This is a genomic window from Janthinobacterium tructae, assembly GCF_006517255.1.
Taxonomy (GTDB): domain Bacteria; phylum Pseudomonadota; class Gammaproteobacteria; order Burkholderiales; family Burkholderiaceae_D; genus Janthinobacterium; species Janthinobacterium tructae.
Map to the genome: position 1 here is coordinate 4,388,410 of NZ_CP041185.1, position 20,912 is coordinate 4,409,321.

Sequence of the window (20,912 nt, forward strand, 5' to 3'; positions counted from 1 at the left end):
GGACCGGTTATCGGGGGGGGCATGGCGCCCCCCTCTGTGCTGCTGGCGCTGCTGCTTACTTCTTCTGTTCTTTCTTGACGTCGGCCTGCACCACCAGCGGTTCTGCCTTGGCCAGCTGCACCGGTAAACCCTTCAGATGGTTCAGTGCCTGGTGCAATTGAAAATCGTCCTTGCTGCCAAATTCCAGCGGCTTGCGGGTCTTTTCCAGGGCGATGATGCGCAATTGCTCTTCCATCTCGTCGTTGACGGGGGCGGCCTTGGCGCCGTTGTTGGCACTACCTTGGTCGCGGTCGTTGCTCAGATGCTTGGTCAGATCCGCTTCGCGGATGCGCAAGCCGTTGAGGCCGTCGCCATCCGCATTTTCATCGACCAGCAGGTCGGGCACGATGCCCTTGGCCTGGATCGAGCGGCCGTTCGGCGTGTAGTAGCGGGCCGTTGTCAGCTTGACGGCCGTGTCGGCCGTCAGCTGGCGGATGGTTTGCACGGAACCCTTGCCGAAGGTTGGCGTGCCGATGATGGTGGCGCGCTTGTAATCCTGCAGGGCACCGGCGACGATTTCCGAGGCCGAGGCCGAGCCCGTGTTGACCAGCACCACCAGCGGCACTTTTTTGATAGCGGCCGGCAATTTCGCCAGCGCATCGCCTTCCGCACGGAAGGTATAGTATTCGGCGCGACCATAGAACACCTGTTTCGAGTCCGGCAGCTGGCCGTTGGTCGAGACGATGGCCGCGTCCTTCGGCAGGAAGGCGGCCGAGACGCCGATGGCGCCCTGCAGCACGCCGCCCGGATCGTTGCGCAGGTCCAGCACCATGCCCTTGATGTGCGGGTTTTGCTGATACAGGGCCGTGATCTGCGCAGCCATGTCGTCGACGGTCGGTTCCTGGAATTGCGATACGCGCAGCCAGGCGTAGCCCGGCTCGACCATCTTCGCCTTGACGCTCTTTTGATGGATTTCTTCGCGCGTGATGGTGAAGGCCAGCGGCTGCGGTTCATCCTTGCGGGCAATGGTCAGCGATACCTTGGTGCCTGGTTCGCCGCGCATGCGCTTGACGCTGTCGTCCAGGCTGACGCCTTTCACGGGCTGGCCATCGAGGCGGGTAATCAAATCGCCGGCCTTGATGCCGGCGCGATAGGCGGGTGAATCCTCGATGGGCGAGACGATCTTGATGTAGCCGTCTTCGCTCAGGCCAATTTCTATGCCCAGGCCGACGAACTTGCCTTCGGAACCTTCGCGCAGCTCGGCGTAGGCTTTCTTGTCGAGGTAGGCGGAATGGGGGTCGAGCGAGGCGACCATGCCGGAAATGGCGTCTTCCAGCAGTTTCTTGTCTTCCACCGGCTCGACGTAATCGGACTTGATCAGGCCAAACACATCGGCCAGCTGGCGCAGCTCTTCCAGCGGCAGGGGCGGCTCGACGGTCTTTTGCGCCATGGCCGAAAATTGCAGCGACACGGCGACGCCGGCCACCACGCCCAGGCCAATCAAGCCGGTATTTTTGAGTTTGCCCATCATTGCACCTTTGCAGCTAGCGTGTCTTGCACAAGCGCCAGTCCCCGTGGAGCGGCGCTTTCCTGAAAGTATAGACCTGAATCTCTGCCGGCGTGGGCCGGCCGTGGAAAAAGCGTGCCTGGGCCCAGTCTACGCGCGAAAGCGGGGCTGTCAGCTTGCCATATGTTGCGGTTTTGTATGCGATGTATAGTTACTCTTGAGGGGAGTAAGCATTTGTAAGAGTCGAAAAAAAGCGTGTGCGGCGGCCCTATAGTGGACTCGCATTCTCGACCCGAAGTGGTTTTGCCTGCGTCTGCGGACGCAGGCTTTTTTTTATCCGCGGGCTCAGGCTCATTTAGACTGGAGCTTCTTCCTTCCCAGCAGATAAAAAAAATGTTAACTGATTTACAGGCACGTATCTCGCTCAAAGCGCTGATTGAGAAGTATCTGAGGGGGCGCGATCCGGATGCCGGCCTGCTGATCGACATCGTTCAAGATCCGTCACGGCAAGTGCCGATTAGAGGTGTGCTCGACGATATCAGGCAGTTCAACAACACGCAGTTCACGCAACAGGAGCTGGCGCTGATCGACGAGCTGCTGTATCTGTATGGATAAACGGTTCATACGCTGTTCCAGCCCACGCCATGCTCGCCGGACTGGACAATGAAAGCCCCCTAGCCTAGCCGAACTGAGCGGCGATTCCCGGACAGTCGGGGGGCAAGGATGGCCAAATGGCATGCTCGCGTGCTACATTCCTGCAGCGCCTGGCGCGGCGGGCTATCCGCCCGCAGCTATCTGCCCGGTCTTTTTTGACATGCCCCATAAGGACAATCCGTGAATCGCTATCTCTTGAGCAGTCTGACCCTGACCCTGCTGGCTGCGTTTGCCCATGCCGCCGAACCCGTATCCGCCGCATCCTCCGTGGCCGCACCGACCGTGGCACCCAGTGTCCCACCTTCCGCACCTGCCGCCGCTGGTGTCGTCTCCGGCATCGACGTGCAGTACATCGACCCCGCCGTGCGCGTGCAGGACGATTTCTTTACCCATTTGAACGGCAAATGGCTGGCCACGGCCGAGATTCCCGCCGACAAGTCGAGCTGGGGTTCGTTCGCCAAGCTGCGCGATGACACGACGCCACAGTTGCGCGGCATCATCGAAGCCACGCAGCAGGACAAGCACAAGAAGGCCGGTTCCGAAGCGCAGAAAATCGGCGACCTGTACGCCAGCTACATGGATGAAGCCCGCCTCGACGCGCTGGGCGTGAAGCCGCTGGCCGGCGAACTGAACCGCATCCGCTCGCTGCGCGACAAGAAGGGCGTGCCTGCCCTGATCGCCCACCTGAGCCAGACGGGTGTGTCGACCCCGTATGCCGTGTATGTGGGCCAGGATGCGCGTGCCTCCACCAAATACGCCGCGTATGTGAGCCAAAGCGGCCTGGGCATGCCCGACCGCGACTACTACCTGGAAGCCAAGCAAGCTGGCGTGAAAGAAAAATACCAGGCGCACGTGGAAAAAATGCTGGCCATGGCCGGCGACAAGAACGCCGCCGCGCACGCCAAGGCGGTAGTGGCCCTGGAAACATCGCTGGCCGAAGTGCAATGGACCAAGGTCGAGAACCGCGACCCCGTGAAACGCTACAACAAGACCGACATCAACAAGCTCAATGACCTGACCCCCGGCTACGACCTGAAGTCCGGCCTGGCTGCCCTGGGCATCGCCAACAAGGTCGATTATGTCATCGTCAACCAGCCGAGCTACCTGGCCGGTTACAACAAGGTGCTCGCTAGCACCGACCTGGACACCCTGAAAGCGTATTTCGAATGGCAGTTGCTGCGCAGCTATGCCAGCTACCTGTCGAAAAATTTCGTCGACGAAAGCTTTGCCTTCTACGGCACGGTACTCAGTGGCGTGACGCAGAACCAGCCGCGCTGGAAGCGTGGCGTGGGCGCCGTCGAAGGCGTGCTGGGCGAAGCCGTCGGCAAACTGTATGTCGCGCAATATTTCCCTGCAGAGCGCAAGGCGCACATGCAGGAACTGGTGAAAAACGTGCTGGCCGCCTACAAGGACAGCATCGACACGCTGGACTGGATGAGCCCGGAAACCAAGAAAGAAGCGCAAGCCAAGCTGGCCAAGTTCACGCCGAAGATCGCCTATCCGAACAAATGGCGCGATTACACGAAGCTGCAAATCGTCCAGGGCGACCTGGTGGGCAACATGATGCGCGCCGCCAACTTTGGTTCCGCGCGCCAGGTGGCCAAGCTGGGCAAACCGATCGACCGCGAAGAGTGGGGCATGACGCCGCAGACGGTGAACGCCTATTACAGCTCGACGATGAATGAAATCGTCTTCCCCGCGTCCATCCTGCAGCCGCCGTTCTTCGACGCCAATGCGGACGACGCCGTCAACTATGGCGCCATCGGCGCCGTCATCGGCCATGAAATCAGCCACGGTTTCGACGACAAGGGCAGCCAGTCCGATGGCGACGGCAACCTGCGCGACTGGTGGACCCCGGCCGACCGCAAGAACTTCGCCGCCAAGGCCGATGCGCTGACCAAGCAGTACGATGGCTACAGCCCATTGCCGGGCTACAACGTCAACGGCGCGCTGACCCTGGGCGAGAACATCGCCGACAACTCGGGCGTGGCGATCGCGTACAAGGCCTATAAAATCTCGCTGGGCGGCAAGCCGGCGCCCGTGCTCGATGGCTTGACGGGCGACCAGCGCTTCTACATGGGCTTTGGCCAGGTGTGGCGCAGCAAGATGCGCGAAGCGCAGCAAATCGTGCAGATCAAGACCGATCCGCATTCGCCGGGCCAGTACCGCGCGAATGGCACCATGGTCAACCAGCCTGGCTTCTATGAAGCGTTTGGCGTGAAACCGGGCGACAAGATGTATGTGGCGCCGGAAAACCGCGTGATTATCTGGTAAACGTCATTTAGCCAGGTAGGTCGGATTAGCGCGCAAGCGCGTAATCCGACGATACAGCCTGTGCCAACAATGTTGTCGGCTTACGCCCTCCAGGCTAAGCCGACCTACGTCATGTAAACGTTATCTTGTCACAACAAAAAAGACCACCTCGCGTGGTCTTTTTTACATTCTGGCCAAAGTTCTTTCTGTCATTTCAGCCGGTATGCTACAGTCAAAAACCGGGCCAGAAGCCCTGGGCCTTCTGACCCTTATATTCCACACAATATAATATAGAGGACAACCGTGAATCGTTATTTGTTAAGTGCATTGACCCTGAGTTTGCTGGCCGGCGTGTCCGGCATGGCTGGCGCCGCTGATTCTGCCAAGAAAGCCGCTGCTGCTCCCGCCACGGCCGTCGCCGCTGCCGCGCTGACGTCCGGCATCGCCGTCGAATACGTCGACCCTGCCGTGCGCGCGCAGGACGACCTGTTCCAGCACCTGAATGGCAAATGGCTGGCGGAAACCGTGATTCCTGCCGACAAGTCGAGCTGGGGCAGCTTTGCCAAGCTGGCCGACGATACGCAAACGCAGCTGCGTGGCATCGTCGAAGGCGCCAGCGCCGACAAGGCCCGCGCGGCCGGCTCGAACGCCCAGAAAATCGGTGATTTTTATAACAGCTTCATGGATGAAGCCAAGCTGGAAAGCCTGGGCCTGACGCCCTTGAACGCGGAGCTGGCGAAGATTGCCGCACTGCAGGACAAGGCGGAATTGCCGGCCGTGATCGCCCACTTCAGCAAGCTGGGCGTGACCTCGCCGTACGATTTCGGTATCCATCAGGACGCCAAGGATTCCACCAAATACGTGGCCGACATCGTGCAAAGCGGCCTGGGCTTGCCTGACCGCGATTACTACCTGGAAGCAGGCAAGGCCGATACGCGCGCCAAATACCTGGCCCACGTGGAAAAAATGCTCAGCCTGGCCGGCGATGCGAATGCTGCCGCGAATGCGAAAGCCATTGTGGCGCTGGAAACGGATCTGGCCAAGGCGCAATGGAGCAATGTGCAGAACCGCGACCCCGTCAAGACCTACAACAAGGTCGAGCTGGCGAAGCTGGCCGCCATGGCGCCAGGCTATGACTGGGCCCGCTACCTGAAGGACACGGGCATCGCCGGCAAGGTCAACTACGTGATCGTCAGCCAGCCCAGCTACTTGAAAGGCTTTGCCGAGATCGCCAACAAGACGCCGCTGGAGACATGGAAAGCGTACTTCCAGTGGCACTTGCTGCACGCCAACGCCGGTTACCTGCCGAAAGCGTATGTCGATGAAAACTTTGCCTTCTATGGCACCACCCTGACGGGCGTGACGGAAATGCGTCCGCGCTGGAAGCGTGGCGTGGGCGCCGTCGAAGGCGCGCTGGGCGAAGCCGTGGGCCAGTTGTACGTTGAGCAATATTTCCCGGCCGAGCGCAAGGTGCGCATGGAAGCGCTGGTGAAAAACCTGATGACGGCCTACAAGCAAAGCATCGACAAGCTCGACTGGATGAGCCCTGTCACCAAGAAACAGGCGCAGATCAAGCTGGCCAAGTTCACCACCAAGATCGGCTACCCGAACAAATGGCGCGATTACTCGGGCCTGACGGTGGCGCCGGACGACCTGGTTGGCAACATCCAGCGTTCGCACTTGCTCAACTACAACCGCGAATTGAACAAGCTGGGCCAGCCTATCGACCGCGACGAGTGGGGCATGACGCCACAGACCGTAAACGCCTATTACAACCCGGAACTGAACGAAATCGTCTTCCCGGCCGCCATCCTGCAAGCGCCGTTCTTCGACGCCAAGGCGGACGACGCCGTTAACTATGGCGCCATCGGCGGCGTGATCGGCCATGAAATCAGCCACGGTTTCGATGACCAGGGCGCCCAGTACGACGGCGACGGCAACCTGCGCGACTGGTGGACCAAGGCCGACCATAAAAACTTCGCCAAGAAAACCAAGCAGCTGGTGGCGCAGTACAACAGCTTCAGCCCCGTCCCTGGCCATTTCGTCAACGGCGAACTGACCCTGGGCGAGAACATCGCCGACAATTCCGGCGTGGCGATCGCCTATAAAGCGTACAAATTGTCGCTGAATGGCAAGCAAGCCCCCGTCATCGACGGTTTCACGGGCGAGCAGCGTTTCTATGCGGGCTTTGCCCAGGTCTGGCGCATGAAGATGCGTGAAGCGCAGCAACTGGTCTTGCTGAAAACGGACCCGCACTCGCCAGGCCAGTTCCGCGCCAACGGCACCATGCGCAACCAGCCCGGCTTCTACCAGGCCTTCGACGTGAAACCGGGCGACAAGATGTATTTGCCACCGAAAGACCGCGTCATCATGTGGTAAACCATTTTTTCGGCTGGACAGAAATATGGTAGCAATGCCGCCCGGTTCGCGCCGGGCGGCATTTTTTTTGCTTGCTTGCCAGCCGTATACCGCGAAGTGTTGCGTGCGTCGCCGGTGATTTTCCTTGCTCGTTGACAACGAAGTTTGAAGCGCCTATATCTGGATGAAAACAATAATAGACCTGTATAACGCCCCGTGTGTCATCAAAAAGGAAACATTGTGAGAGACATATTTCGCACGAGCCAAGCCCGTTTTATCACCCTGTTCAGTCTTGTTTTTGTGGTGTTGCTGGTCATGACCCTGGCCGTCATCCATTTTTTCGTCACGCCGGATTTGAAACGCACCGAGGGCATGGTGGTCGGTTTTGACGTCAGCAAAATTTCCACCAGGATTACCGAGCAGTTGCGACAGGTGGAGGCGCAGCAGCGCAGCATCACCCAGACGGTGGCGCTGATGGACAGCGCGGCGATCGATGTCCTGCTGCCGGGACTGGTCGACCAGTATTCCGACCCGAATGTGTTTGGCGGCGGCATCTGGCCACTGCCGAAAAAGCGCGATCCCGAGCGCGACAAGTTCAGCACCTTTTTCGCCCGCGATGCGTCCAACAAACTGGTCGTCAACACCCACTGGAACTCGCCGGAGTCGTTGAAGTACTTCGAGCAGAGCTGGTATCTGGGCGGGCTCAAGTCTGCCAAGGGCCATTGCGACTGGGCCAAGGCCTACAAGGACGACGCCAGTGCGCAGCCGCGCACCAACTGCGCCATGCCGATCTACAAGGACAACGAGTTGTACGGCGTTTCCACCATCGATGTCACGCTGGGCTTTTTCAACCGCCTGGTGGCCGACATGGAGAAAACGATCCACGGCCAGATCCTGATCGTCGAACGCGACGGCAAGATCATCAGCAACAGTACGTATATCAAGGACGAGATCGTACTCAAGAAAGTCGAGGATCTGGCGTCCAGTTCGCCGATGGTGGCGGAAATCGGCCGCCTGCTGCCCAAGCTCGATGCGCAGGGCGTGGCCGAATCGGAGTATCGCAGCGACGGCACGCACCACACGCTGTTTCTGAAGGCGATACCGGGCAGTCCGTGGGTGCTGGCGACCGGTTTGCCGACCAGCCAGCTGACCGAGCAAAGCGACCGCATCTTGAGCAAGCTGGGCATGGTGCAGATCCCCATCGCCCTGCTGCTGCTGGCCATGTTCATCGGCAGCGTCCGCCTGTTCATGGGACGCCTGGGCGTACTCAAGAGCAATATCGATGCGCTGTCGGCCGGCGACGCCGACCTGACGCGGCGCCTGCCGGGCGGCGGCGGCAGCGAGTTCAACGATGTGGCCGGCAGCTTCAACGCCTTCATCGAGCGGCTGCAGCAGATGATGCGCGAAATCGGCACCAGCACGGCGTCGATCGCGCTCGCTTCGCGAGAAATCGCCAGCGGCAACCAGGATCTGTCGGCACGCACCGAAAGCCAGGCCAGCGCGCTCGAGCAGACCGCCGCGTCGATGGAAGAGTTGACCGGCACCGTCAGGCAGAACGTCAGCAGCGGCCAGGAGGCCAACCGGCTGGCGCTGGACGCCTCGAAGGTGGCGGCGCGGGGCGGCGCGGTGGTGACGCAGGTGGTCGAGACGATGGGCGCGATCGAACACTCGTCGAAGAAAATCGCCGACATTATCAGCGTCATCGACGGGATCGCGTTCCAGACCAACATCCTGGCGTTGAACGCGGCCGTCGAGGCGGCCCGGGCCGGCGAACAGGGCCGCGGCTTTGCCGTGGTGGCGTCCGAGGTGCGCAACCTGGCGCACCGCTCGGCTACGGCGGCCAAGGAGATCGGCGCGCTGATCGTTGAATCGGTGCACAACGTCAACGCCGGTACCAAGCTGGTCGACCAGGCTGGCGCCACCATGCACGAGATCGTCGCCGGCACCGACAAGGTTGCCAACATCATCGGCGAGATCCTGCTGGCCAGCCAGGAGCAGGAAACGGGCATCGGCCAGGTCAACCAGGCCATCGTTCAGCTCGACGACACCACCCAGCAAAATGCCGCGCTGGTGGAGCAGGCGGCAGCGGCAGCCCATTCGATGCAGGAGCAGACGGCCAAGCTCGAACAGATCATCGGCGCATTCAAGCTGTAGCGCGCCGCGCACGGACATTAAAAAGCCGCCCGGTTCAGTTTGAACCGGGCGGCTTTTTCACATCTGAAGCAACCCTGGGGCCGCTTCAACGCGCCGCCTGAAGCGGCATCGCGCTTATTTCGTGGCTTCTTGCGCTGGTGCGCCAGCGCCGTCAGCGGCTGCGGCCGGTGCCGGCACTTCCGGTTCCTTGAACTTGCCGCCCGAAGCGTTGGCAATGTAGACGACGGCGCGCGCCACTTCTACATCGTCGAGGTCGGGATTGCCGCCCTTGGCCGGCATCGCGCGCAAGCCTTCGATGGCGTGTTTCAGGACCGTATCGTAGCCCTGGGCCAGACGGGCCGACCAGCTGCCCGCATCGCCAAACTTCGGTGCTCCGGCCACGCCGGCGCCATGGCAAGCCACGCAGGTCGCCGTGTACACGGCTTCGCCGCTTTGCAGCACCTTCGGACCGCTGGCATCCTTGAAGGTAAAGCCGGCGTTGGCGACGGGGCTCAGGCGCTCGGCAATGGCTTCCGGCGACTGGCTTTCCGTGCCGGCGCCTGTCAGTTTTTGCGCCGTGACGAACTGCACCAGCAGGATGATGCCGATGACGGTGACGAGGAAGAAGCCAGCTACGGCGGCAAGCAATTGCTTAGGCGTTTTGATCGCTGATTGTTGTTCGTTATGTGCGTCGCTCATGATGTCCTTAGTCCAGATTTGAAACTGATGGCCGTGTAAGGTAGCATTTTTACATGCTTGGATGTAAACCTTTGTGAAACCCACAATTATAGGCACAAAAATTGAGCAGCGACATGCAATTGCCAGCGATACGACAGTTTCCGTAGACGTAGGTAAAGAAAAACGGTATCCTTCGCATCACTTCAGAAATTCCCCCTACGCGGCTGTAGCTCAGTGGATAGAGTATTGGCCTCCGAAGCCAAGGGTCGTGGGTTCGATCCCCGCCAGCCGCACCAGACAAATCAAGACTCCGTGTTATCCAGCCGGCATTGCCATGCGGCTGCATGCTGTATCCCCCACTATTACTTCAGCAAGCCTGGCAAGGCCTGTATCGCTGCTTGCCAGCTTGCCGGGGATGCCATGTGCGCAGTCCTCCCGGAAACACCCCTGACGCCCCTGCCGTTGTCGCTTTGCACCCGCCAAAGTTGCCCAGCCACCGATATCAAAATTGATATCGAAACACTGGAAAAATTGATTGGAGAGATTATCGTCCAGCCCCTAAGATAAACGCCGAGCATGCGCACGACATGCAAGCGGTACAACAATATCAATACAATATCTGGAGATTCATGATGCGCCACGCCACCGGTCCGCTCGCGGCCACTTCCCCTCGTCCATTCACTTTGAAGGCAGCCGTTGCGGCATTGGCCGGTATCGGCCTGCTGAGCACGGCTTCGGTCTGGGCGCAGGAGGCCGTGGTGGCCGATGCCAGTGCCGAGCCTGCGGCGGAAGTGTCTGTCGTGACCGTCAGCGGCGTGCGCCGCTCGGCGCAAAACTCGCAGCAGATCAAGATGCGCTCGGACCAGGTCATCGATTCCATCGTGGCCGACGACATCGGCAAATTCCCTGACAACAACGTGGCCGAAACCCTGGCGCGCATTTCCGGCATCCAGATCCGCCGCGATTCGGGCGAAGCGAGCGCCGTCATGATCCGTGGCTTGCGCGATGTCACGACCCTGCTCAATGGCCGCGAACTGTTCACCACCACGGGCCGCTACGTCAACCTGGCCGACATTCCCGCCACCATGCTGCAGCGCGTGGACGTGTACAAGTCGCAGGGCGCGGACCAGGTCGAAGGCGGCGTGGCCGGCATCATCGACGTGCGCACGAATCGCCCGTTCGACTTCAAGGAATTTACCGCCAGCGTCAACACACGCGCCGTCTACAGCGACAAGTCGAAAGCCACCGACCCGAACATCAGCGGCATGCTGTCGAATCGCTGGAAGACGGGCATCGGCGAAGTGGGCGCGCTGCTGGGTTTGTCGCAGCAGCAGCACCGTTACCATGAAGAACGCGCGTTCAGTACGGCACCCGTGGATAAAAGTTTCCTGTCGCCGGGCTTGACGGGGCCGGACCAGGTGGGCTTGCTGCCGATCAAGGGCGACCGCCGCCGCAGCACCGCCAATGCCGTGCTGCAGTGGCGTCCGAACGCCGACGTCGAGCTGTACGCTGAAGGCATGGCCACGCGTTTCCTGCTCGATGCCGAATCCGATTACTTCGTCGGCTTGCCATGGTGGGGCACGCCCGTCTCGGCCACCAAGATTGCCGGCAGCAACCAGCTGCAAACGCTGACCTCCAAAAACGTCAACACCATCATGTCGACGCAGGCGAACAAGAACCAGACGAAGACGCATCAGTTTGCCGTCGGCGGCTTATGGGATATCAATCCGGAATGGCGTTTTACGTCGGAAGTGGCCAGCACCAAAAGCAGCTATACCTGGCGCAACCCGATTCTCGATGCGATCACCGTCGTGCCGAACGCCAGCATCAATACCAACCGGAACGGCACCTTGCACGTCGACTACACGGGCATCGATCTGCAAGACCCGTCGAACTACTATCTGAAGGGCTTTTTCGACCGCTATGGCCGGGATCAAGGCAGCTCGAACGATGTGCGCGCCGACCTGGCGTACACGCCGAGTGCCGGCGGCTTCTTCAAGGAAATCAGCGTCGGCCTGCGCGGCGTGAAGCGCGAAGCCGAATCGATCAAGAGCTTCGAGGGCAATGCGGAAGCACCGGACGTGTCCGGCGCGGCGTTTCCGTTCAGCCGCCAGAGCGTGACGTCGATTCCCGGTTTGAATTGCCTGTCGGAACCGATGTCCAGCGGCGGTCCCGACTATGGCTTGAAGCAGTGGTACACGCCGTGCGCCAGCTTCCTGCTCAATAACACGGGTACGGTGCGCCAAGCCGTCACGGGCAGCAGCGCGGCGCGGGCCATGGACCCTGGCTCCTTCTTCAAGGATACGGAAAAGACGTATTCCATCTATACCAAGGCGAAGATCGCCTTCAAGCTGGGCGCCTACCCCGTCGACGGCACTCTGGGCGTGCGCGTCGTGCGCACCGAGCAAAGCCTGCAAGGTAATACTTCCGAGGATGGCGTGTACACGCCCGTCATCAGCGACACGGCCAGCACCGACGTGCTGCCCAGCGTAGCCCTGAAAATCAAGCTGCGCGCCGACCTGGTCGGCCGCTTCGCCGCGGGCCGCACCATCAGCCGCCCCGGCTTTGCACAGCTGAACCCGGGCGTGGCCCTGGTCAACTCGACGGAAACGGTGAAGGCGACGGGCGCGGGCGGCAATCCGAATTTGAAACCGGTGACGGGCGACAATGTCGACGCCGCACTGGAATGGTATTTCGCGCCGGCTGGTTCCGTGACGGCTACCGTGTTCCACCATAAGTTCGACGGCTATATCCAGCAACGCATTGCCAGCGAAACCATCGCCGGCAAGACCTATGACGTGGACCGCCCGTACAACACGGCCGCCGGCAAGCTGCAGGGCCTGGAAATTGGCTACCAGCAGTTTTATGACGGCTTGCCGGGTATGTTGAGCGGCCTGGGCTTGCAGGCGAACGGCACCTACATGAGCGGCAGCACCGACGACGAGACGGGCAGCCATGCCATCACGGGCGTGTCGCGCTATGCCTACAACCTGGTCGTGCTGTACGAAAAAGATGCGTGGTCGGGCCGCCTGGCTTACAACTGGCGCTCGAAATTCATCGACAGCTACAAGCAGGGCGGCCCCGGCCTGGACTTGAAAGTGGCGCCGACGGCCCAGCTTGACGGTTCGCTGTCATACAAGATCAACGAGCAGTTCACCGTGACCCTCGACGGGAATAACTTGCTCGACACCAAGTTCAAGGATTACTGGAACGAGCCGGGCGTGTATCCGCGCGATACGCGCCGCTATGACCGCACGGTAGGCTTATCCCTGCGCTGGAAAATGTAAGTTGGTCGCACAGTAAACATCAAGGGCGTTGCCAAGGTTTCGGCCGGCAGCGCCCCTTGCGTTGCAGTTGGGCAGTCAGACACGATTCATCATCAAAAGAATGGACGGAAAGCATGGAGACGCAAAAATTATCCACCGTTGAAAAGGTCGGCTTCGGCGCGGGCGACATGGCGCTCAATGTCGTCATCTCGTCGATGATGCTGATCATCACCTTTTTCTATACCGATATCTATGGCTTGAAAACCACGGACCTGGCCCTGCTGTTCGTGGCCGTCAAAGTGGTGGGCGCCATCGCCGACCTCGTCATGGGGCAGATTACCGACCGCTACAGCTTTGCTTCGGGCCGCTACCGCCCGTATCTGCTGTGGCTGGCCGTGCCGTTCGGCGTCAGCGTGTTTTTTGTGTTCACCACGCCGGAATGGGGCTATGACGCCAAATTGATCTGGGCGTATTCGACGTATATCCTGATGACCATCATGACGGCCGGCGTGGGCATCCCCTACATCTCGCTGATCAGCGGCCTGACCAGCGATCCGCACGAGCGCCTGTCGGCCAATGGCTACCGCCTGTTCTTTGCCAAGATCGGCGCCTTCATGGTGACCATCGTCGTGCCGATCCTGTCGCAGCGCTGGGGCGGCGGCAACCCGGCCGTCGGCTACCAGGCGGCCATGGCCGTGATGGCGGTGATGGGCGTGGCCCTGTTCCTGTTCTGCTATTTCACCACTACCGAGCGCGTCGTGCACGTGGTGGAAAAACAGTCGTTGCTGGAACAATTGAAGGTGCTGCTGCAGAACGACCAGTGGCTGGTGCTGTGCGGCGTGTGCGTCACGGGCACGGTCGGCTACGTGGTGCGCGGCTCCGTCGCCATTTATTATGCGAAGTACTATCTGGGTGGCAGCACGGAAACGGTGGCCGCCTTTCTGACCACGGGCGTGGTGGCGGCCATCCTGGCCATGATCGCCTCGACCTGGATCACCAAGTTTTATTGCAAGGTCAAGCTGTTTCGCTACTCGCAAATCGGCGTCGCGCTGATCAGCCTGGCGATCTACTTTTTTGTGACGCCGAGCGACACCGTGATGGCCTTCGCCCTGTATTTCCTGCTGTCCTTTGTGGTGGATTTGCACGCGCCCGTGTTCTGGTCGGCGATTGCCGAAACCATCGATTATGGTCAAGTCAAGACGGGCAAGCGCGTCTCCGGTTTCGCCTTTGGCGGCATCTCCGTCTGCCAGAAAGCGGGCATGGCCGTGGCGGGCTTTTTGGTCGGCATGCTGCTGTCGTACTTCGACTACCAGCCCAACCATGAGCAAACGCAATTCGCCCTGAACGGCATCGCCCTGATGCTGTCGATCATCCCCGGCTTTTTTCACTTGCTGATGGGCCTGCTGATGTTCAAGTACCGCATCAGCGATGACTATTACCGTGGCGTAAAAGTGGAAATGCACAAGCGTGGCTTTGTCGCCGCGTAAGAATAACTGAATGGAGCAAGCAACATGGAAGACGTCTTGAAACCGCTGATCGAACAACGCGCCGACCCGCATATCTACCGCCACAGCGACGGTTACTATTACTTTACGGCGTCCGTGCCCCAGTACGACCGCATCGAGCTGCGCCGCGCCGACAGCATCGCCGGCCTGGCCGGCGCGCCAGCGGTCGACGTGTGGCACAAGCCGGAAACGGGGCCGTACAGCGAGCTGGTGTGGGCGCCCGAGCTGCACTTCAACCAGGGCGCCTGGTATGTGTATTTCGCCGCCGCACCGAGCCGCGAAATCAAAGGTAAATTGTTCCAGCACCGCATGTATGCGATCCGCAATACCAGCGCCAATCCACTCGAAGGCGAGTGGGAATTCATGGGGCCGATCGACACGGGCATCGACACCTTCTGCCTGGACGCCACCACTTTTACGCACAATGGCGTGCTGTACTACCTGTGGGCGCAGAAAGATGTGGCCATCGAGGGCAATTCCAACCTGTACCTCGCGCCGATGGCCACGCCATGGCAGCTGGCCGGTCCGCCCGTGATGCTGAGCAAACCCGAATTCGATTGGGAAATTCGCGGCTTCTGGGTCAACGAGGGGCCGTCCGTGCTGAAGCGCAACGGCAAGATTTTCATCAGCTATTCGGCCAGTGCCACCGATGAAAACTACGCCATGGGCTTGCTATGGGCCAACGAGTCCGCCGACTTGCTCGATCCGGCGGCGTGGACGAAGTCGCCCGAGCCCGTGTTTGCCACCTGCTACGAGCACGGCATCTACGGCCCTGGCCACAACAGCTTTACCACGGCCGAGGATGGCGACGGTGTGTTGCTGGTGTACCATGCCCGCACCTACACGGAAATCGTCGGCGACCCGCTGTGGAACCCGGATCGCCACACGTTTGTCAAACCGCTGCGCTGGGATGCGCAAGGCATGCCCGTGTTTGGCCGCTCATCGACCCTGTAACATTCCGGACCCGACGCCATGACCCCAGTTGATACTGTTTCAGTGACGCAAGCGCCGTTCGGCATCCTGCCCGACGGCCAGCCCGTGACGGTCTTTACCCTGACGAACCGCCAGGGCATGCAAGTGAAGGTGCTCGACTTTGGCGCCATCATCAGCGCAATCCACGTGCCCGACCGCGACGGCACTTTTGCCGACGTGGTGCTGGGTTTCGAGCGCATCGAGCCCTACCTGGCCAATAGCGCTTTCCTGGGCGCCGTCATCGGCCGCTTTGGCAACCGTATCGCGCAGGGGCGTTTTAGTCTGGATGGCAAGGATTACCAGTTGGCCGTCAACAATGCGCCGAATCACCTGCATGGCGGCAATCAGGGCTTTCACCAGGTCATGTGGCAGGCCGCGCCGTTCACGAAGGATGACGCCGTGGGCATCACGTTCACGCGCAGCAGCCCGGACGGCGAAGATGGCTACCCGGGCAAGCTCGACGTGACGCTGACCTATGAACTGGACGACGACAACGCGCTGAGCCTGCGCTACCACGCCGTGACGGACCAGGCCACACCCGTCAACCTGACCAACCACAGCTATTTCAACCTGGCGGGGCAGGGCAGTATCCTTGGCCACGAGGTAACGATCAACGCGGACCGCTATCTGCCCGTCGATGCGGGATCGATACCCACGGGCGAACTGGCGGACGTGACCGGCACGCCGTTCGACTTGCGCCAGAGTACCGTCATCGGCGACAGCATCGATGTGCCGCATGAACAGCTGCGCATCGGGCGCGGTTACGACCATAACTTTGTGCTCAATCATCAGGCGGAGCAAGGGCTGAAGCTGGCCGCCAGCGTGCGCGATCCCCTCTCGGGGCGGGTGATGCAGGTGTACACGCAGGAGCCCGGTGTGCAGTTTTATTCGGGCAATTTCCTCGACGGCAGCCAGCACGGCAAGCTGCGCGCCCACAGTTACCGTGGCGCGCTGTGTCTGGAAACCCAGCATTTCCCGGATTCGCCGAACCAGTCCCACTTTCCGAACACCATCTTGCGCCCGGGCCAGGTGTATCAGACGCAAACCGTGTACCGCTTTTCCACCGAGTAAGCACTGCAGCCAAAACAGCCCACGCCCTGCCGCCATGCGCCCGCAGGGCGTTTTCATTACGGCATTGCCATATCGTTTTCGATATCGGAACGCATTAAAAATTGATTGGAAAGGCATGGCAGGATTCTTTAGTATTCCAACATCGCTGCCCGGGCCGACGACCTTAGATCCGGCATGGCACAACCAGGAGAATGGCATGTCTGAGACAAAAAAGAAGGTGGCCCTGCGCTCGGCCGAGTGGTTCGGCTCGCAGGACAAGAATGGCTTCATGTACCGCAGCTGGATGAAAAACCAGGGCATCCCTGACCACGAATTTCACGGCAAACCCATCATCGGCATCTGCAATACCTGGTCCGAACTGACCCCTTGCAATGCACATTTCCGCCAGCTGGCCGAACACGTCAAGCGCGGCATTCTGGAAGCGGGCGGTTTCCCCGTGGAATTTCCCGTCTTCTCGAACGGCGAATCGAATCTGCGCCCCACCGCCATGCTGACGCGCAACCTGGCCTCGATGGACGTGGAAGAATCGATCCGCGGCAACCCGATGGACGCCGTCGTGCTGCTGGTCGGCTGCGACAAGACCACGCCAGCGCTGCTGATGGGCGCTGCCAGTGTCGACATTCCCACCATCGTCGTCAGCGGCGGCCCCATGCTGAACGGCAAACTCAACGGCAAGGACATCGGTTCCGGCACCGCCGTGTGGCAGTTGCACGAGCAGATGAAGGCCGGTTCCATCACCTTGCACCAGTTCATGTCGGCCGAATCGGGCATGTCGCGCTCGGCCGGTACCTGCAACACCATGGGCACGGCCTCGACGATGGCCAGCATGGCCGAAGCGCTGGGCACCTCGTTGCCGCACAACGCGGCCATCCCGGCCGTCGATTCGCGCCGCTACGTGCTGGCGCACATGTCGGGCATCCGCATCGTTGAAATGGTGCATGAAGACCTGCGCCTGTCGAAAGTGCTGACGCGCGAGGCGTTTGAAAACGCCATCAAGGTCAACGCGGCCATCGGCGGCTCCACCAATGCCGTGATCCACCTGAAGGCGATTGCCGGACGCATCGGCGTGCCGCTGGAGCTGGAAGACTGGACCAAGGTCGGCCGTGGCACGCCGACCATCGTCGACTTGCTGCCGTCGGGCCGTTTCCTGATGGAAGAGTTTTACTACGCGGGCGGCTTGCCGGCCGTGATACGTCGCCTGGGCGAGGGCGATTTGTTGCCGCACAAGAATGCGCTGACCGTCAACGGCAAATCGATCTGGGACAACTGCGTCGAAGCGCCGATCTACAACGATGAAGTGGTGCGCACCCTGGACAACCCGCTGCTGGCCGATGGCGGCATTTGCGTGTTGCGCGGCAACCTGGCGCCACGCGGCGCCGTCTTGAAACCGTCGGCCGCCTCGCCGCATCTGATGCAGCACCGGGGCAAGGCCGTCGTCTTCGAAGACTTTGAACATTACAAATCGCGCATCCTTGATCCGGACCTCGATGTCGATGCCGACTCCGTGCTGGTCATGAAAAATTGCGGCCCGAAAGGCTATCCGGGCATGGCCGAAGTGGGCAACATGGGCTTGCCGCCGAAACTGCTGGCGCAAGGCATCACCGACATGGTGCGCATCTCGGATGCGCGCATGAGCGGCACCGCCTACGGCACCGTCGTGCTGCACGTGGCGCCGGAAGCCATGGCCGGTGGACCGCTGGGCATTGTGCGCGATGGCGACATGATCGCCCTCGATTGCCACGCCGGCAGCCTGAACATCGACATCAGCGACGCGGAAATCGCGGAGCGCCTGGCGAAGCGCGAGCTGGGCAGCGCGCCCGGGCCGAAGAGCGGCTACCAGCAGCTGTACATCGAACACGTGTTGCAGGCCGACGAAGGCTGCGATTTCGACTTCCTGGTCGGCAATCGCGGTTCCGCCGTGCCGCGCCACTCACATTAAGCGGAGACAATTATGCTGTTGCTGCAATTTATGAATGAACATGGCGGCCGCCTCGTCGGCCTGCTGCAAGATGACTTCATCCGCGTCATCGAAGGCTACAACACGACGTATGCGCTGGCGCAAGACGCCATCCGCAAGAAGGTCAGCCTGGCCGAGCTGGTCAACGCCACCGTCGGCAACACCACGCATGTCTATGCGGACGTGGCCGCTGCCGGGCGTGTGTTGCCTCCGCTCGACCACGCCGATGAAGCGCACTGCTACGTGACGGGCACGGGCCTGACCCACCTGGGCAGCGCCGGCGCGCGTGACGCCATGCACAAGAAGATCGGCGGCGATGCCGATTCCCTGAGCGATTCGATGAAAATGTTCCGCCTGGGTGTGGAAGGCGGCAAGCCGGCCGATGACACGGCCGGTGCCCAGCCCGAGTGGTTCTATAAGGGCGACGGCTCCATCGTGCGCGCCAGCGGCCAGCCGCTGCGCATGCCGGACTTTGCCCTCGATGGCGGCGAAGAGCCGGAAATCGCCGGCCTGTACGTGATCGGCGACGATGGCCAGCCGTACCGGGTCGGCTATGCCATCGGCAATGAGTTCTCGGACCACGTCACGGAACGCCAGAACTATCTGTACCTGGCCCATTCGAAGCTGCGCATGTGCAGCGTGGGACCGGCCCTGCTGGTGGGCGAATTGCCCGCGCACATCGATGGCGCCTCGCGCGTGCTCGATGCGGCCGGCAAGGTGCGCTGGGAAAAGGCCTTTGTCAGCGGCGAAGACAATATGTCGCACACGATTGCCAACCTGGAACACCATCATTTCAAGTATCCGCTGTTCAAGCGCCCTGGCGACGTGCACGTGCATTTTTTTGGCACGGCGACGTTAAGCTTTGCCGATGGCGTGAGCGTGGCGCCGGGCGAAACCTTTGAAATCGAAGCGCGGGCCTTTGGCCCCGCCCTGCGCAACCGCCTCGACGTCTTCCCAACCGAATTTGCGAAAGTGAGCACATTATGAGTTTCAATATCACCGGTGATGCATTGATCGGCGGCGTCGCCGTCAAGGGCAATGGCGGCTCCTTCGAAGCCTGGGACCCGGCCGCGCGCGCGCATATCGCGCCTGCCTTCCACATGGTGGACGTAGCGCAAATCGACGAGGCATGCCGCCTGGCACAGGCCGCGTTCGACCCCTTCCGCGCCACCAGCGATGCGCAGCGCGCCGATTTTCTCGACACCATCGCCGCGCAAATCCTGGAATTGGGCGACGACTTGATCGTGCGCGCCATGACGGAAAGCGGCTTGCCGCGCGCGCGCCTGGAAGGCGAACGCGGGCGCACGGTGGGTCAGTTAAAACTGTTCGCCGGCTTGCTGCGCGAAGGCTCGTGGACCGATGCGCGCATTGATTCGGCTTTGCCCGAGCGCGTGCCGCCACGTCCAGACTTGCGCTTGCGCATGATCGGCCTGGGCCCCGTCGCCGTGTTTGCGGCCAGTAACTTCCCGCTGGCCTTCTCGGTCGCCGGCGGCGATACGGCCTCGGCTCTGGCGGCCGGCTGCCCTGTCGTGCTGAAAGCCCACTCGGCCCACCCAGGCACCTCCGAGCTGGTGGCGCGCGCGATTGTCAAAGCCATCGCCATTTGCCAGCTGCCGGCCGGCGTGTTCGCCTTGCTGACGGGCACGGGCAATGGCATCGGCCAAACCCTGGTGGCGCACCCGGCCATCCAGGCTGTCGGCTTTACGGGTTCGCGTTCGGGCGGCATCGCCCTGATGAAGGTGGCGGCGGAGCGTGCGCAGCCGATCCCCGTATATGCGGAAATGAGCAGCATCAACCCCGTGTTCGTGCTGCCGCAAGCCTTGGCTGCCCGTGGTGCGGCCATTGCCAGCGGCTTTGCCGCCTCGCTGACGATGGGCGTGGGCCAGTTCTGCACCAATCCCGGTCTGGTGCTGGGGCTGGAAGGCGCCGACTTTACGGCCTTTGCCGCCGCTGCCGCCGAAGCGCTGGCACCCGCGCCCGCCGCCACCATGTTGACGGCAGGCATCGCCAGCAGCTATGCGAAGGGTGTGGCCGCGCTGGCGCAGCACGCCGACGTGACGCCGCTGGTGCAAAATGCTGGCGAGGAAGGCAAGGGCGCCGCCGCCCTGTTCGTCACCTCGGGCGAGGCTTTCCTGGGCAAGCACGATCTGCGCGACGAAGTCTTCGGTCCCGCCTCGCTGCTGGTGGCGTGCCGCGACATGGATCAATTGCTGGCGATCACGGAAAGCCTGGAAGGCCAGTTGACGGCCACCCTGCAAATGGATGCCGGCGACGTGATTGATGCGCGCCGTTTGCTGCCCGTGCTGGAACGCCGCGTGGGCCGCATCCTGGCCAACGGTTTCCCGACGGGTGTGGAAGTGTCGACGGCCATGGTGCACGGCGGCCCGTTCCCGTCCACGTCGGACGGCCGCAGCACCTCGGTTGGCACGGCGGCCATCAACCGCTTCCTGCGCCCCGTGTCGTACCAGAACCTGCCGCAGGACTTGCTGCCGGAGTCGCTGCGCGATGATAATCCGCTGGGGATCTGGCGCCGTCACGATGGCGTATTAGGCAAACTTTAATCATAAAAAATACACAGG

At 61.3% G+C, this 20,912-nt stretch carries 13 protein-coding genes and 1 tRNA gene; 12 read left to right on the forward strand and 2 right to left on the reverse strand.

Going from position 1 to position 20,912, the window contains the following annotated elements; all coding sequences use genetic code 11:
- Positions 1-55: 55 nt before the first annotated feature.
- Positions 56-1,510 (reverse strand): S41 family peptidase, encoded by a 1,455-nt coding sequence (locus tag FJQ89_RS19235; RefSeq protein ID WP_141171333.1) that lies wholly within the window; start codon positions 1,508-1,510, stop codon positions 56-58.
- A gap of 369 nt (positions 1,511-1,879) precedes the next feature.
- Between FJQ89_RS19235 and FJQ89_RS19240 the strand changes: the two genes are divergently transcribed.
- From FJQ89_RS19240 to FJQ89_RS19255, 4 genes are all read left to right on the forward strand, one after another.
- Positions 1,880-2,101 (forward strand): hypothetical protein, encoded by a 222-nt coding sequence (locus tag FJQ89_RS19240; protein WP_141171334.1) that lies wholly within the window; start codon positions 1,880-1,882, stop codon positions 2,099-2,101.
- Positions 2,102-2,320: 219 nt separating this feature from the next.
- The gene (locus FJQ89_RS19245; RefSeq protein WP_141171335.1) at positions 2,321-4,414 is read left to right on the forward strand and encodes a M13 family metallopeptidase; all 2,094 of its coding nucleotides are present in this window, start codon (positions 2,321-2,323) and stop codon (positions 4,412-4,414) included.
- 282 nt (positions 4,415-4,696) lie between these two features.
- Positions 4,697-6,772, forward strand: coding sequence for a M13 family metallopeptidase (locus FJQ89_RS19250; RefSeq protein ID WP_141171336.1), 2,076 nt, complete (start codon positions 4,697-4,699; stop codon positions 6,770-6,772).
- A gap of 228 nt (positions 6,773-7,000) precedes the next feature.
- Complete coding sequence (locus tag FJQ89_RS19255; RefSeq protein WP_141172891.1) at positions 7,001-8,905, forward strand: methyl-accepting chemotaxis protein; 1,905 nt, start codon at positions 7,001-7,003, stop codon at positions 8,903-8,905.
- Positions 8,906-9,019: 114 nt separating this feature from the next.
- Here the strand turns inward: FJQ89_RS19255 and FJQ89_RS19260 are convergent, their stop codons facing one another.
- Positions 9,020-9,583 (reverse strand): c-type cytochrome, encoded by a 564-nt coding sequence (locus tag FJQ89_RS19260; protein ID WP_141171337.1) that lies wholly within the window; start codon positions 9,581-9,583, stop codon positions 9,020-9,022.
- A 199-nt stretch (positions 9,584-9,782) separates the two neighbouring features.
- On the opposite strand from FJQ89_RS19260, the gene FJQ89_RS19265 reads away from it, so the two are divergent.
- The 8 genes from FJQ89_RS19265 (at position 9,783) to FJQ89_RS19300 (ending at position 20,894) form a co-directional block, all read left to right on the forward strand.
- A tRNA-Arg gene (locus FJQ89_RS19265) sits at positions 9,783-9,858 on the forward strand.
- A gap of 333 nt (positions 9,859-10,191) precedes the next feature.
- The gene (locus FJQ89_RS19270) at positions 10,192-12,849 is read left to right on the forward strand and encodes a TonB-dependent receptor (RefSeq protein WP_141171338.1); all 2,658 of its coding nucleotides are present in this window, start codon (positions 10,192-10,194) and stop codon (positions 12,847-12,849) included.
- A gap of 113 nt (positions 12,850-12,962) precedes the next feature.
- Positions 12,963-14,315, forward strand: a complete 1,353-nt coding sequence (locus tag FJQ89_RS19275; RefSeq protein ID WP_141171339.1) for an MFS transporter — start codon at positions 12,963-12,965, stop codon at positions 14,313-14,315.
- Between the two features lie 24 nt (positions 14,316-14,339).
- Complete coding sequence (locus FJQ89_RS19280) at positions 14,340-15,287, forward strand: glycoside hydrolase family 43 protein (protein ID WP_141171340.1); 948 nt, start codon at positions 14,340-14,342, stop codon at positions 15,285-15,287.
- An 18-nt stretch (positions 15,288-15,305) separates the two neighbouring features.
- The gene (locus FJQ89_RS19285; RefSeq protein ID WP_141171341.1) at positions 15,306-16,376 is read left to right on the forward strand and encodes an aldose epimerase family protein; all 1,071 of its coding nucleotides are present in this window, start codon (positions 15,306-15,308) and stop codon (positions 16,374-16,376) included.
- Between the two features lie 196 nt (positions 16,377-16,572).
- The gene (locus FJQ89_RS19290) at positions 16,573-18,315 is read left to right on the forward strand and encodes an IlvD/Edd family dehydratase (RefSeq protein WP_116742930.1); all 1,743 of its coding nucleotides are present in this window, start codon (positions 16,573-16,575) and stop codon (positions 18,313-18,315) included.
- Positions 18,316-18,327: 12 nt separating this feature from the next.
- The gene (araD1, locus tag FJQ89_RS19295) at positions 18,328-19,320 is read left to right on the forward strand and encodes an AraD1 family protein (RefSeq protein ID WP_141171342.1); all 993 of its coding nucleotides are present in this window, start codon (positions 18,328-18,330) and stop codon (positions 19,318-19,320) included.
- Positions 19,317-20,894 carry an aldehyde dehydrogenase (NADP(+)) gene (locus FJQ89_RS19300; protein ID WP_141171343.1) on the forward strand — a complete coding sequence of 526 codons (1,578 nt, stop codon included), beginning with the start codon at positions 19,317-19,319 and terminating at the stop codon, positions 20,892-20,894. The genes araD1 and FJQ89_RS19300 overlap by 4 nt, the downstream gene beginning before the upstream one ends.
- Positions 20,895-20,912 lie beyond the last annotated feature (18 nt).